At 68.4% G+C, this 13,809-nt stretch carries 13 protein-coding genes; 11 read left to right on the top strand and 2 right to left on the bottom strand.

What is annotated here, in order from left to right:
* Nucleotides 1–18: 18 nt before the first annotated feature.
* The 4 genes from rsfS to ACWDUA_RS08025 are packed head-to-tail and all read left to right on the top strand — an operon-like array spanning nt 19 to nt 2,769.
* Nucleotides 19–396, top strand: coding sequence for a ribosome silencing factor (rsfS, locus tag ACWDUA_RS08010; RefSeq protein ID WP_020792627.1), 378 nt, complete (start codon nt 19–21; stop codon nt 394–396).
* Nucleotides 393–1,106, top strand: a complete 714-nt coding sequence (locus tag ACWDUA_RS08015; protein ID WP_449750478.1) for a histidine phosphatase family protein — start codon at nt 393–395, stop codon at nt 1,104–1,106. The genes rsfS and ACWDUA_RS08015 overlap by 4 nt, the downstream gene beginning before the upstream one ends.
* Before the next feature lie 5 nt (nt 1,107–1,111).
* Nucleotides 1,112–1,873 (top strand): diglucosylglycerate octanoyltransferase, encoded by a 762-nt coding sequence (gene octT / locus ACWDUA_RS08020; protein ID WP_449750479.1) that lies wholly within the window; start codon nt 1,112–1,114, stop codon nt 1,871–1,873.
* A 29-nt stretch (nt 1,874–1,902) separates the two neighbouring features.
* Nucleotides 1,903–2,769 carry a DegV family protein gene (locus tag ACWDUA_RS08025; RefSeq protein ID WP_449750480.1) on the top strand — a complete coding sequence of 289 codons (867 nt, stop codon included), beginning with the start codon at nt 1,903–1,905 and terminating at the stop codon, nt 2,767–2,769.
* 131 nt (nt 2,770–2,900) lie between these two features.
* Here the strand turns inward: ACWDUA_RS08025 and ACWDUA_RS08030 are convergent, their stop codons facing one another.
* Nucleotides 2,901–4,058: a TerD family protein gene (locus ACWDUA_RS08030; protein WP_449750481.1), complete on the bottom strand. Its 1,158-nt coding sequence runs from the start codon at nt 4,056–4,058 to the stop codon at nt 2,901–2,903.
* Between the two features lie 185 nt (nt 4,059–4,243).
* Here ACWDUA_RS08030 and ACWDUA_RS08035 point away from each other — a divergent pair, with 185 nt between their 5' ends.
* The 3 genes from ACWDUA_RS08035 (at nt 4,244) to holA (ending at nt 8,056) form a co-directional block, all read left to right on the top strand.
* Entirely contained in the window at nt 4,244–5,215 is a 972-nt protein-coding gene (locus ACWDUA_RS08035) for a ComEA family DNA-binding protein (RefSeq protein ID WP_449750482.1), read from the top strand.
* A gap of 5 nt (nt 5,216–5,220) precedes the next feature.
* Nucleotides 5,221–6,702, top strand: coding sequence for a ComEC/Rec2 family competence protein (locus ACWDUA_RS08040; protein WP_449750483.1), 1,482 nt, complete (start codon nt 5,221–5,223; stop codon nt 6,700–6,702).
* Between the two features lie 382 nt (nt 6,703–7,084).
* Nucleotides 7,085–8,056 carry a DNA polymerase III subunit delta gene (gene holA / locus ACWDUA_RS08045; RefSeq protein WP_449750540.1) on the top strand — a complete coding sequence of 324 codons (972 nt, stop codon included), beginning with the start codon at nt 7,085–7,087 and terminating at the stop codon, nt 8,054–8,056.
* A gap of 193 nt (nt 8,057–8,249) precedes the next feature.
* Here holA and rpsT read toward each other — a convergent pair whose 3' ends face one another.
* Nucleotides 8,250–8,510 (bottom strand): 30S ribosomal protein S20, encoded by a 261-nt coding sequence (gene rpsT / locus ACWDUA_RS08050; RefSeq protein WP_449750484.1) that lies wholly within the window; start codon nt 8,508–8,510, stop codon nt 8,250–8,252.
* 344 nt (nt 8,511–8,854) lie between these two features.
* Here rpsT and ACWDUA_RS08055 point away from each other — a divergent pair, with 344 nt between their 5' ends.
* From ACWDUA_RS08055 to ACWDUA_RS08070, 4 genes are all read left to right on the top strand, one after another.
* Nucleotides 8,855–10,033, top strand: coding sequence for a sulfotransferase family protein (locus tag ACWDUA_RS08055; protein ID WP_449750485.1), 1,179 nt, complete (start codon nt 8,855–8,857; stop codon nt 10,031–10,033).
* Between the two features lie 138 nt (nt 10,034–10,171).
* Nucleotides 10,172–11,959, top strand: coding sequence for a circularly permuted type 2 ATP-grasp protein (locus ACWDUA_RS08060; protein ID WP_449750486.1), 1,788 nt, complete (start codon nt 10,172–10,174; stop codon nt 11,957–11,959).
* The gene (locus ACWDUA_RS08065) at nt 11,956–12,939 is read left to right on the top strand and encodes an alpha-E domain-containing protein (RefSeq protein WP_449750487.1); all 984 of its coding nucleotides are present in this window, start codon (nt 11,956–11,958) and stop codon (nt 12,937–12,939) included. Before ACWDUA_RS08060 ends, ACWDUA_RS08065 begins: the two co-directional genes overlap by 4 nt.
* On the top strand, nt 12,936–13,784 hold the full coding sequence (locus ACWDUA_RS08070; protein ID WP_449750488.1) for a transglutaminase family protein: 849 nt from the start codon (nt 12,936–12,938) through the stop codon (nt 13,782–13,784). The genes ACWDUA_RS08065 and ACWDUA_RS08070 overlap by 4 nt, the downstream gene beginning before the upstream one ends.
* Nucleotides 13,785–13,809: the final 25 nt, after the last annotated feature.

A 13,809-nucleotide genomic window follows, 5' to 3' on the forward strand; every position in this document is an offset into this window, starting at 1 on the left:
ACCGATGGAAGGAATCGTGTGACTGCATCACCCGAGGCATTGGAGATGGCGACGGTCGCCGCGGCGGCCGCCGAGGACAAGCTCGGAGTCGACGTCACCGTCATCGACGTCTCCGAGCAGTTGGTGATCACCGACCTGTTCGTCATCGCATCCGCCGACAACGAGCGTCAGGTCAACGCGATCACCGACGAGATCGAGGACAAGATGCGTGACGCCGGGTACAAGCCGGTGCGCCGCGAGGGCACCCGTGAGGGCCGCTGGACGCTGCTCGACTACATCGACATCGTCGTGCACATCCAGCACAGCGACGAACGCTCCTACTACGCGCTGGAGAGCCTGTGGAAGGACTGCCCGACGGTGGAGCTCGGTGACGGCCGATCCGGGGGCTCCGCGTGAGCGGCGGACCCGATCAGACCGACACCTCCGTCGAGCGCCTGACCCCGGTGGTGCGGCGCCTGATCCTGTTGCGGCACGGCCAGACCGGTTACAACGCCACCGGCCGGATGCAGGGTCAGCTCGACACCGACCTGTCCGAACTCGGTGTGCAGCAGGCGAAGACGGCTGCGGCCGCGCTCGCCGAGAAGAACCCGATCCTGATCCGGTCGTCGGATCTGCGCCGGGCCCGCGACACCGCGGAGGCGCTCTCGCTGGCGACCGGCCTCGGCGTCGACACCGACGTGCGCCTGCGCGAAACACATCTCGGTGAGTGGCAGGGCATGAGCCACACCGAGGTCGACCACGCGATGCCCGGGGCGCGCAGTACGTGGCGCGACGACGCCACCTGGCGTCCGCCGGGCGGGGAGAGCCGGGTGGACGTGGCCGCCCGGGTCACGCCACTGATCGACGAGCTGGTGGCCGGTGTCCCCGGTTGGGGTACCGGTGACACCCCGGAGGCGCCGGTGGTGCTCGTCGCGCATGGTGGGGTGATCGCCGCGCTGACCGCCGCTCTGCTGGACCTGCCGGTGGAGAAGTGGCCGGTGTTCGGCGGACTGGCCAACACCAGCTGGGTGCAGTTGTCCGGGCACGGCGTCGCCGACGCACGACCCCACTGGCGGCTGGACGTGTGGAATGCGTCGGCGGAGAGCTCCGACGCCGCGATCCAGTGACCCCGGTGCCCGCGGATGTGGGGCCGGACGAAGCGCCGGCCGGGGAGATCCTCGTGCTGACGGACTCGCTGAGCTACTACGGTCCCCAGGGCGGCCTGCCCGCCGACGATCCGCGGATCTGGCCGAACCTCGTCGGCGACGTACTCGGTATGCGGGTGAAGCTGTTCGGCCGCGTCGGTTGGACCTCCCGCGACGTGTGGTGGGCGCTGACCCAGGACCCCAACATCTGGGCGTCGGTACCGACCGCGTCGGTGGTGGTGCTGGCCGTCGGCGGGATGGACTCGCTGCCGTCGCCGCTGCCGACCGCGGTTCGCGAACAGATCCGGTATCTGCGTCCGTCCCGGCTGCGGCAGCTGGTGCGTGACAGCTACCAGTGGGTGCAGCCACGTGCCGCCCGTCTCGGCTGGCCGATGGCACTGCCCCCGCGCGTGACCGCCGAGTATCTCGCGAAAATCGGTGGGGCACTGCGACAATTGCGGCCGGATCTGCCGATCGTGGTGGTCCTGCCCTCGACCCATCGCAGCCCGTACTACGGGAATGTGCATGGCGGCCGTATCCCGACCACCGCCGCGATGCTGCGGTGGGCGGAGTCGGCGGGAGCGCCGACGGTGGACCTGTACCCGATCACGCGGGATGCCTTCGACGACCCGATGTCGGAGATGAACCCCGACGGCATCCACTGGGGCTTCGAGTGCCATCGGCAGATCGCGGTGGCCGCGGGCCCGGTGATCGCGGCCGCGACAGGAGTGTCGGCTCCCCACGCATGAGCCCGATGCGTACCGGCTAACGTAGGTACGTGCCTGTCGTCGTCGTCACAGATTCCTCCTCGCGCCTTCCGGCGGGGATCGTCGAGCACTACCGCATGGGTGTGGTGCCGCTGCATCTGTCGCTCGACGGTGTCGACTACCGCGAGGGTGTCGACGACATCCCCGACGATCTGCTGACCAGTCCCGGCGTCACCACGTCGGGGGCCAATCCGCACGACCTCGGTGAGGTGTTCGGTGAGGCCGTGCAGGCCAGCGACGGTGCCGGGGTGGTGGCGGTGATGATGTCGCGCAGGCTGTCGGGGACGTGGAGTGCCGCGCGCCTGGCCGCCGAGAAGTATCCCGGGCTGATCCGTGTCGTGGATTCGCGATCGGTGGGACTTGCGGTGGGCTTCGCGGCGATCGCCGCGGCCCAGGCCGCCGAGGCGGGCGCCGACCGGGACCGTGCCTACGAGGCCGCGATCCGGCAGGCGGCGAGCATCGAGTCCCTGATCGCGGTGCAGCAGTTGGACAATCTCCGCAACAGCGGCCGGATCAGCGCGGCCAGCCGGCTGCTGGGGTCGGCGTTGTCCATCAAGCCGATCCTCGCGCTCGACGACGGCATGCTGGTGCTGCGGGACCGGCACCGCACGTTCTCCAAGGCGATCACCCGACTCGTCGAGACGGCCGTGGAGTTCGCCGACGGTCGGGCGGTGACCCTCGGTATCCAGCATTGTCAGGCCCCCGAGGCGGCCGCCGAGCTCGCCGGCGACCTGCGGTCGAAACTGCGGGTGGTGACCTCGCAGCTGACCGTCGACCTCGGTCCTATCCTGGGCTCGCATATCGGTCCCGGAGCTGTGGGAGTCTCCGTGGCCACCCACCTCGAACCCATCCCGGGCGCCGACGCCATCCCGGAGTAGTCGCCGTCCCGGAGTAGGTGTCGCGATCCCGTTGATCGGGCGCCAATCCTCGTTGACCGGGCGCCAGTCCACGTTGACCGGGCGCCACTTTCCGTTGATCGGGCGCCAATCCTCGTTGACCGGGCGCTGCGTCAGAGGAACTGCCGCGCCTGCTTGGCGGCCTTCTTCGGGGTCCGGGCCCGGAATCCCTCGCCGACGGCGCGCAGCTTCCATTCACCGTTCTGCCGGTCGATGACGGCCATCAGCATCGCGGTGTACGGCACCTTCTCGTTGAGGGTGTACCGGGCGAGTTCGGCGCCGGTGGTGGAGTCCACCAGGCGGCAGTAGGCGTTGCGCACCGATTTGAACGACTGCCCCATGAACGAGGTGACGGTGAAGCCGAGTCTGTCGATGTGGGGTGGAATCCGTTGCAGTGCAAGCGAGATGGTCTCGTCGTCGCCGTCCCCGCGGCCGGTGAGGTTGTCCCCGGAGTGCACGATGGAGCCGTCCTTGCTGCGCAGGTGGTAGAAGCAGACGATCTCCACGCACTCGTCGCCGGAGTACATCAGCACCGAGGCGTCCAGATCGATCCGGCCGCCGCGGGCCGGGTCCCAGCCGAGGCCCATGGTGATGTCGGTGAGCGGGACGCCACCGTCCTTGCGCAGCACCACCCGCTGGCCCTTGGCCAGGCTGACCGGGCGGGCCTTGCTGAGACTGATCTCCGGGGCCGGTGGCGCAGTGCGGACAGGCGGCGGCGCGGCCGCGGGTGTCGGCTGGGTCGGCGATGGCGTCGGCTGGGGTGCGGGCGGTTCGTCGTCGACCCTCACCCCGTGATCGCGCACCAGCTCGGCGAAACCGCCGGCATATCCCTGCCCGATGGCGCGGACCTTCCATTCCTGGTTGCGTCGGTAGACCTCGACGGCCACCACCACCGACTCGCTCGACAGCCCGTCGATGGCGAACGAGTACAGTTCCGCCCCGTTCTGGTCGAGCAGTCGGGCGGTGGGCGCCGGGAACCCGCCGAAGGTCAACCCGGCGTCGTCGAGGGTGAGAACCATACGGACAGCGGAGATCTCGGCAGGGACCCGCTCGGTGACGATGTGTAGACGGCCCAGTCGTCCGGGACCGGGCCGCAGGTCGACGCCCGGCCCGCTCGGCTGGTTGTAGAAGACGAAGTCGGCGTCGCTGCGCACCACGGCCTGATCGGTCACCAGCAGCGCCGACACGTCGGCGAGTGCCGCGAACTCGACGTCGACGATGATCTCCGGGGCCGTCAGCGGACCGTTCTGGCCCTTGATGAGTGCGCTCACGGTGGCAGCCTACCGTGCCGAAAGGGTCGAACACGCGAGTCCGCGTGCCGATTACGCTGCGCGAATGGCATCGGCACACGGCGCCGAGCGAGCTCTTGTGCACAGAACCGTTGCGATCCACAGATCGTCCAAGACCTCGACGCAGCCGGCCTGAACCGGTTCCCGGGACGCCCTACCGTGGCCGCATGAGCGAGACTTCTGGGACAGCACGATCCGGCCCGCGCCGAGCGTCGGGGCTGGACCGGCTGTCTCCGCCCCCGGTCCCGGAACGTGTCGAGGATGTCGACGAGGTGCCCGATCCGGGCTGGCCGCCGTCGGCGATCCCGGCGTGGCTCGACACCTCGGCGTCCGACTTCGAGGTCGACGACCACGACGACGATGTCGAGGGCGACCCTGATGACGACGACCCGGGTCCCCGCCCACGTCGGCGATTCGTGGTGGCGCCGCCGGGGGCGATCGCGATCATCCTGGTCGGTGTGATCGCCTGTGCAGTGGCCGCTTACGGACTCTTCGGTCAGTCCGAGTCGGCGCCGCTGGTGGACTTTCCCGCGGCCGGTCCGACGACCGCCGTGGCGTCGGGCGGGGTGGCATCGACCGGAGTTGGGGCCGACGAGACAGGAGGAGAGCGATCTGTTGTGCCTCCGGAGGCCCCGATGACCGAGGTGGTGGTGAGCGTCGTCGGACTCGTCCACAAACCGGGACTGGTGCGATTGAGGCCGAACTCCCGTGTGGCGGAGGCGATCGCCGCAGCCGGTGGTGCGCGGACCGGCGCCGACACCGTCTCCCTGAACCTCGCGCAGATCGTCCACGATGGGGACCAGGTATTGGTCGGATACGCGGGTGGCGAAGGCCAGATGTCGTTGCGTAGCACGGTCGTCGCAACCGCGGGTGCCGCCGCCCCGACCGCGTCGGGTGGTTCGAGCGGGTCGGAGTCGCCGGGAACAGTGGGCACCACCACGGTAACGGGCCTGGTCGACCTGAACACCGCGACCGCCGGTCAACTCGACGCCCTGCCCGGGGTCGGTCCGGTGACGGCCCAGGCGATCATCGACTGGCGCACGCGCAACGGTCGGTTCGGGTCGGTGGACCAGCTCGGTGAGGTCGACGGGATCGGCCCGGCACGACTGGCCAAGCTCCGGTCACTGGTCACCGTCTGACATCCGTGGATCTGCGCCTGGCACTTCCGGCCCTGGTGGTGTGGGTGATCACCGCGATCTGCCTCGGCGCGTCGCCGATGACGGCCATGGGCATCGCCACCGGTGCGTTCATCGCCGGTATCGCCATCCTCGTGGGTCAGCGAAAAGGATTGCTGCGCTGGGAGATCGCCGGACCCATCGTGGTGGGTGCGGCGATGGCCGCAACCTGCGCGGCCGCAATGGCGTTGCGACTGGAGGTTCGCGATTCACATCCGCTCCGGGACATACGGGGAAAGGCCACGGTGGTGGTGACCGTCCGCGAGGACCCGGTGGACTTCGGACCCGCCGGTGGGAGGCGGGTGCGGATCAGGGCCGACATCGACGAGGTCGGGTCTCGCGCGGTTCGTTCCGCACCGGTGGAGGTGATCGCCACCGAGACATGGAACGGTCTGTCCCCGGGACAACACGTCCGTGCGGTGGTGTCGATCCGAGCGGCACCGTCGCCGGGACTGGTCGTCGCCCGGTTGACCGCATCCGGAGAACCCCGGCTGCTCGGGCGGCCACCGCCGCTGCAACGGGCCGCGACGCACATCCGGGAACGACTGCGGCAGAGCACGTCGCGGTCACTGCCCGCCGATGCAGCCGGACTGTTCCCCGGCCTGGTGCTCGGTGACGACGCCGCCCTCGCCCCAGACCTCGAGGACGACTTCCGGGCGGCTGGGCTGAGTCATCTGACCGCGGTCAGCGGAGCCAACTTCGCCATCGTGTGTGGTGCGGTGATCGGGTTGATCCGGTTGCTCGGTGCGCCACCCAAGGTGGTCGCGGTGTGTGGGGTGCTGGTCATCCTGGGTTTCGTCGTGGTGGTGAGGCCGACGCCGAGTGTGTTGCGAGCGGCGATGATGGGAGTGATCGGGCTGCTGGCGTTGGTGACCGCGCGCCGGTCACAGGCATTGCCGGCGTTGGGGGCGGCGGTGATCGGGGGAGTGCTGTGGTGGCCGGAACTCGCGCGGGCGCCGGGGTTCGCGTTGTCGGTGGCGGCAACCGCGGGCCTGGTCATGGTGTCGCCGTCGGTGCGGGATGTGCTCCGATCATGGTGGGTTCCGCCGGGGTTGGCGGAGGTGCTGGCGATGGCGATCGCCGCCCAGGTGGTGACCGCCCCGTTGATCGCACTCGGGTTCGGCACGTTCTCGGTGGTGTCGGTGATCGCGAATGTCGCGGTGGCGCCGGTGGTCGGGGTGATCGGGATCGTCGGGACCGCGGCGGCGGTGGCCGCGGCGCTCGGGCCGGCCGACGGGTGGTCGATGGTGGTGTCGGAGTTGTTGATCCGGTCGCTGTCGGCGGAGCTGTGGTGGATGATCTGGTGCGCCCGACATCTCGGGTCGTGGAAGTGGGCGCAGATCTCGGTGCCCGAGGGCTGGGTGGGTGCGGTGCTCGTCGGCGGGGTGACGCTGGTCGTCGGCGCGGGGATCGTGTGGCTGCGTCGTCGGGTCGTCGAGGGGCAACGGTGACCGTGTCGATCAGGCCGGGAGCGATCCGAAGCGGGAGGACCTGTGTCGAGGTCTCCGCAGTGTGCGTTGGGTGGTGACCGTGTCGGAGGTGGTCACGTCGGCGAGTTCGGCCTGCGGAGATTTCGACTCGACTTGTCGCTGCGCTCCTCACCGGCTCAATCATCGTGCTGGTGCTGGTGCTGATGTCCGGGGTGGTCGGTTTGGGTGTGTGGCCTGCGGAGATTTCGACACGACTTGTCGCTGCGCTCCTCGTCGGCTCAATCATCGTGGCGGTGGTGGTGGGTTCGCGATCGGCGTGGGTGGCTATGTCGGGTCCATCGTCGTGGTGATCACCACCCAGACCCGCGAACCGGCCGTCGGTGCCACCTGGCAGCATGGTCGTGTGAGCGAACGTCTGCATCTGCTGCTGGGGGACGACGACTTTCTGACCGGCCGGGTGATCGACGCGGTGGCCGTGGAACGGTCGGAGGCCAGTGGCACCGATGTCCCGGTGACCCGGGTGCGCGCCGGTGACGTCACCGGCCCGGAGATCGCCGAGTTGCTCAGCCCGTCGCTGTTCGCCGAGGAGCGGATCGTGGTTGTGGAGGCGGCTGCGGAGGCGGGCAAGGCGCCGGCCGCCCTCGTCTCCGAGACCGCCGCGGCATTGCCCGACGGCGTGACCCTGATGGTCATCCACACCGGTGGCGGACGCGCCAAGTCGATGGTGTCGGATCTGCGCAAGGCCGGCGCCACCGAGCACACGTGTGAGACGCCCAGGTGGCCGTCGGAGCGGATGACCTTTGTCCGCAACGAGTTCCGGCAACTAGGGGTACGGGCGTCGAACGACATCGTGGAACTGGTCGTCGAATCCGTCGGTGCTCAGTTGCGTGAGCTCGCCGCAGCGTGTGCTCAGCTCGTCGCCGATACCGGCGGCAAGGTCACCGAGGAGAAGGTCCGGCTCTATTATCAGGGCCGCCCAGAGGTCACGGGCTTCGAGGTAGCCGACCGCGCTGTCGCGGGAGATCGTGCCGGGGCGCTGGAGTCACTCGCGTGGGCGCTGCATCACGGCGTGGCGCGGGTCCTGCTCGCCGATGCGCTGGCCGAGGCGGTCCACTCGATCGCCCGGGTACGTGCCATGGGAAACGTCGGGGCGGCGTCCGCGGCGTCCGAACTGGGCATGCCGCCCAAGCGGGTGCAGAAGGTCCAGACGCAGGCGAAAGCCTGGGACTCGGCGTCGATCGCACAGGCCGTCGTGGTGGTCGCCGGCCTCAACGGGGACGTGAAGGGCCAGGCGGCCGACGCCGATTTCGCATTGGTGAGTGCGGTGTCGAAGGTGGCCGATCTCCGGCCGGCGGGACGTCGTCGGGCAGGATGAGATCGTGTGGCGGGCACATGCCCGCCACGTCCGGACCGACCCACCTGGGGAACGCACTTCACCCCGGTGACCGCGTGGCGTCACCGGGGTGAGTGTTGGGGATCACCGGCCCAGGACCGCCGGAGGCGGGAGCCGCCGACCGATCGCAGGAGGCGACCGGTCGGGAGGTGTGAACCGGGAAGAGTCGGAAGGCTCAGAGCTTGTTCAGCGCCAGGGCCATCGCCGACTTCTTGTTGGCTGCCTGATTGGCGTGGATGATGCCCTTGCTGGCGGCCTTGTCGAGCTTGCGGCTGGTGCTGACCAGCAGCTCGCCGGCCTTGTCCTTGTCACCTGCGTCGACGGCCTCGCGGAAGCCGCGGACCGCGGTGCGCAGCGACGACTTGATCGACTGGTTGCGCTGACGGCGGACCTCGTTGGTGCGGTTGCGCTTGACCTGCGACTTGATGTTAGCCACGCGTTTATACCTCGTCTGTCTGTTCGGGAATGTCTTCTCGTGCGGTTGTCGGGTGGGTCTCGCCCGGACAACCCGTCACCCACGCGATCATGGGTGTGTGGGGCGCCGACTCGGTCGGGACTGCTCCTGAGCAGCTCCGACGGCGACACCCGGGGGTGATCACGACCGACGCTGCGACAGCGATCGAGTTTACCAGCCGGACACGTGGCGCCCAAAATCCCGGCAGAACGGTACCCGGACGGCGGTCCGGGCAGGGCCTTCGAGCACGGCCGGCAACCGATCGCACCGTAACGTTACCGTCCCGGTCGAACTGTCAGGTTCGTCCCCTAGGCTCTGCAGTCATCATGTCTGCCGTCTATGTCCACGTCGGGTTGCCGAAGACCGGAACCACCCATCTGCAGGATCGGTTGTGGCGCAACCGTGACCTCGCGCTGCGGGAATCCGGGCTGCTGTATCCCGGGAACGTCATCTCCGACCACTTCCACGCGGCGGTACACCTGCAGCCCGGGCGGTACCTCGACTGGGTGGACCCGGCGTTCGACAACGCCTGGCCGACGCTGGTCGCCCAGATGCAGGCGTGGCCGCAGACCTCCCTGATCTCCCACGAGTTGTTCGCCACGGCCACCGAGGAGCACATCGCCGAGCTCGTCGGCGACCTCTCCTTCGCCGACGAGGTACACGTGGTGGCCACGGTCCGCGACCTCGGACGACAGCTTCCGTCGGTGTGGCAGGAGAACGTGAAGAACCAGCGGCGGGCGTCGTTCGCCGAGTTCATCGACTCGGTGCGGGTCCACACCCGACCGGTCGACGGTCAGCTGTCGTTGTCGGTCGGCGGTCTGCTCCCCGACGAGGAACCGTTCTGGGAGTTCCAGGACCACGTCGGAATCCTGCGGCGCTGGGCGCATGTGGTCGGCCCCGACCGTGTGCACGTGGTCACCGTCCCGCGTACCCGCAGGGTGCCCGGCGACGGGCTGTGGGAACGCTTCCTTCAGGTCCTCGGTGTGGATCCGGCAGCTCTCACCATCCCGGTGCCGAGTCTCAACTCGTCGCTGTCGGCGCCCCAGGCCGAGTTCCTGCGCGGGCTGAACCTGCGGCTGCAGCCCGACGACATCGCCTGGGAACGCTACGAGCGCGTCGTGAAGGGCGAGTTGATCGGTCAGATCCTGTTCCGGGACCGTGATGGCGTCCCGCAGGGACTGTCCCCGGCGCAGCGCCTGTGGGCCGCAGAACAGGCCGACATCATGGTCAACGCGGTCACGTCGGCCGGCTATCACGTGGTCGGCAGCCTCGACGACCTACGCGTGCCCCGCGAGATCACCGACAGCCACCTCGAGCCCACCGCCGAGGAAGTGCTCGACGTGGCGCTCGACACACTCGCCGAACTCGTCAAGACGATGCCGATGCCCAAACAGGGACCGGCGGCGCGGACGCGGGCGATGAACGTGGTGCGCCGGGCCCGGCGCAAAGCGCTGGCGGTGCGCCGTTCGATCGGACTCGACGAGGGAACACGGCCAGGGCACTGACCCGACTCGACCAGGGGCCTGTGGACGCCCGAACCGGTGCCGATCACCGGCGGTGGCCGTGGCCCGTGATCGGGCAGTGGTGAACTCAATCGCCGACCGTCGTGCCGAACTGACGGTTTTGTAGCACCATGTCAGGTTATGAGTGCCGCGTCGACGAATGTGCCTGCGAAGAAGGTGCGCAAATCCAGCCCCACGAAAGCCACCACCAAGGCCGCAGTGAAGACCGAGGGCGCGGGGAAGTCCGAGAGCAAGGCGAAATCGAATGGCCGTACGGTCAAGTCGAAGTCGTCGACGGTCTCCGTAAAGCCCACGGACACCGGTATTTTCGCCGGCTACGAGGATGCGAAATCGTTCGGACCCGCCTTTGACGAGATGTTCGACAACGACGGCGACGTCCGCTCGGCGTACAAGGGCATCTTCAAGGTGATGGCCGAGTCCGAGCGTTCGGACATCGAGGCGCGGATCGATGCCCTCGGCCGTGCGTTCATCGATCAGGGCATCACGTTCTCACTGTCGGGCAAGGAGCGGCCGTTCCCGTTGGACGTTGTGCCACGGGTGATCTCGGCGTCGGAATGGACCAAGCTGGAATCCGGCATCACGCAGCGGGTGCAGGCACTCGAGCTGTTCCTCGACGACATCTACGGCGAGCAGGAGATCCTGCGCGACGGCGTGCTGCCGAAGCGACTTGTCCACTCGTGTGAGCACTTTCACCGTCAGGCCGCAAACATCCGGCCGCCCAACGGGGTTCGCATCCACGTCGCAGGCATCGACCTCGTCCGCGATGCCAACGGCGATTTCCGGGTCCTCGAGGACAATCTGCGGTCGCCGTCGGGTGTGTCGTATGTGATGGAGAATCGGCGCACCATGGCGCGCGTCTTCCCGGATCTGTTCTCCTCGCATCGGGTCCGGGCGGTCGCCGACTATCCGAGTCACCTTCTGCGCGCGCTGCGGGCCTCCGCGGCGTTCAACGAGGCCGACCCGAACATCGTGGTGCTCACCCCGGGTGTGGCCAACTCGGCGTACTTCGAGCACTCCCTGCTCGCCCGGCTCATGGGTGTGGAACTCGTCGAGGGCCGAGACCTGTTCTGCCGCGACAACGTCGTCTACATGCGCACCACCGAGGGTGAGCAGCGCGTCGACGTGATCTACCGGCGGATCGACGACGACTTCCTCGACCCGATGCAGTTCCGGCCCGATTCGATGCTCGGTGTCGCCGGACTCCTCAACGCCGCCCGCGCCGGCAACGTCGTCATCTCCTCGGCGGTCGGCAACGGTGTCGGCGACGACAAGCTGATCTACACCTACGTGCCCGAGATCATCGACTACTACCTCGGTGAGAAGCCGATCATCGCCAACGTCGACACGCTGCGGTGCTGGTTGCCGGAAGAGTGTGAAGAGGTTCTCGACCGCATCGACGAACTGGTCGTCAAGCCGGTCGAGGGGTCGGGCGGATACGGGATCGTGTTCGGTCCGGAGGCCACCAAGGCCGAGCTCGACACCCTGGCTCGCAAGGTCCGCAACGATCCGCGCGGCTGGATCGCCCAGCCGGTCGTGCAGTTGTCGACGGTGCCGACCAAGGCGGGCGACTACCTCAGTCCCCGGCATGTCGATCTGCGTCCGTTCGCGGTCAACGACGGCGAGTCGGTGTGGGTGCTGCCCGGTGGTCTGACCCGTGTCGCACTACCCGAGGGCTCGCTGGTGGTGAACTCCAGTCAGGGCGGCGGTTCCAAGGACACCTGGGTGCTCGCGTCGCGCAGCTCGCCGGAGGAGCGGGAGATGAGTGGCGCCAAGGTCGTCACCAAGAGTGGTGTGGCCGCGGCGCGCCCTGCCGAGAGCGCGCCCGACCCGCTGCACACCCAGACCCAGCAACAGCAGCAGGGCCAGGTCGGCGGTGGCATGTCAGATGTGGGAGGTACGAACCAATGATGTTGGCCCGCAATGCCGAATCGCTGTACTGGATCGGGCGCTACGTCGAGCGCGCCGACGACATGGCACGCATCCTGGACGTCTCGATCCACCAGCTGCTCGAGGACACCACCGCCAACGCCGACAGTCTGGTGCGCCTGGTGATCCAGGTGCTCGGCCTCACGCCACCCGAACCCGGTGAGACCCTGGACGTGTGGTCACTCACCGAGCGCGTGGCCTACGACGCGGATTCGGTGGGGTCGATCGTCGACCTGATCGGGTCGGCCCGCGAGAACGCCCGCGGTGCGCGCGAGGTCACCTCCAGCGAGATGTGGGAGTGCCTCAACACCACCTACAACGGTCTCGGTGACGCCGAGCGGCGTTCGCGGCGGCTCGGCCCGCACGAGTTCCTCTCGTATGTGAAGAACCGGGCGGCCATGTTCGCCGGTCTCGCCGACGCAACACTCAGTCACGACGACGGCTATCGCTATCTGCTGGTGGGACGGTCGGTGGAACGCGTCGACATGACCATTCGTATGCTGCTGGCGCGTGCCGGGGATCGTTCCGGCTCGCCGGCATGGGTCAACGTGCTGGTGTCGGCGGGCGCCCACGACACCTTCCTGCGCACCTACCGCGGGGTGATCAACGCCCAGAACATCGTCGAGTTCATGCTGCTCGACCGGTTGTTCCCGCGATCGGTGTTCCACGCCCTACGGGTGGCCGAACACAACCTCGCCGAACTGGAGAAGGGCCCGAGCCGTACCGGGGCCCAGGCCGAGGCACTCATGCTGCTCGGCCGCGCCCGCAGTTCGCTGGAGTTCCTCGAACCCGGTGACCTGCTCGACGGTCTGCAGGAGCGGCTGCTCGACCTGCAGGACACGTGCCGGTCGGTCAACGAGGCGGTCACCGCCCAGTACTTCCATGTCTCGCCGTATGTCTCGTGGGCCGACGCCCGGGTCAGCAACGGTGAGGAGCATGTCATCGAGGAGAGTGAACTGTGAGCTGGCGACTGAGAGTCGTGCATTCGACGGGCTTCGCGTACCTGAGCCCGGTGACCTCGTCCTACAACGAGGCCCGGTTGACACCGCGCAGCGACAACCGCCAGAACGTGATCGTCAACCGGGTGGAGACCGTCCCGGCCACGCGCTCCTACCGCTACACCGACTATTGGGGGACCGCGGTCACCGCATTCGACCTGCACGCCCCGCACGAGGAACTCGAGGTCTCGGGGATGTCGGTGGTGGAGACCGAGCCGGGTGAGCGTCCCGGCGCCGAACGCGCCCGTGACTGGGACGGGATCCGCACCGAGGCGGTGGAGGACCGCTACGACGAGATGCTCTCCAACACCGCATATGTCCCGAAGAACCGGTCGCTGGTGGCCACTGCCCGGCGGCTGTCCAAAGGACTCGACCCGGAGGCGGCGGTCGAGGCGGTCTGCCGCTTCGTCCACGAGGAGATGGAGTACGTGCCCGGCACCACGGGGGTGCACACCACCGCCGTCGACGCCTGGAACGAGCGCAAGGGTGTCTGCCAGGACTACGCGCACCTGACCCTGCTGATGTTGCGCGGGTTGGGGATTCCGTCCCGCTATGTGTCGGGCTACCTGCATCCCAAGCCCAACGCCGAGATCGACAAGACCGTGGAGGGTCAGAGCCACGCGTGGATCGAGGCCTGGACCGGGGGCTGGTGGGGCTACGACCCGACCAACGCCACGCCGATCACCGAACAGCATGTGTCGGTGGGGGTGGGTCGTGACTACTCGGACGTGTCGCCGCTCAAGGGCATCTACACCGGCGGGCAGGCCAGCGACCTCGACGTGGTGGTGGAGATCACCCGCCTGGCCTGACGTCGGGACCGCCGGCCGTTCGGGG

This window comes from Gordonia sp. NPDC003376, from assembly GCF_053589235.1.

Bases quoted from the DNA above. Each gene is read 5' to 3' on its own strand.
- ACWDUA_RS08035 (WP_449750482.1), top strand. From the start codon at position 4,244: ATGAGCGAGACTTCTGGGACAGCACGATCCGGCCCGCGCCGAGCGTCG.
- ACWDUA_RS08055 (WP_449750485.1), top strand. From the start codon at position 8,855: ATGTCTGCCGTCTATGTCCACGTCGGGTTGCCGAAGACCGGAACCACC.
- ACWDUA_RS08060 (WP_449750486.1), top strand. From the start codon at position 10,172: ATGAGTGCCGCGTCGACGAATGTGCCTGCGAAGAAGGTGCGCAAATCC.
- ACWDUA_RS08065 (WP_449750487.1), top strand. From the start codon at position 11,956: ATGATGTTGGCCCGCAATGCCGAATCGCTGTACTGGATCGGGCGCTAC.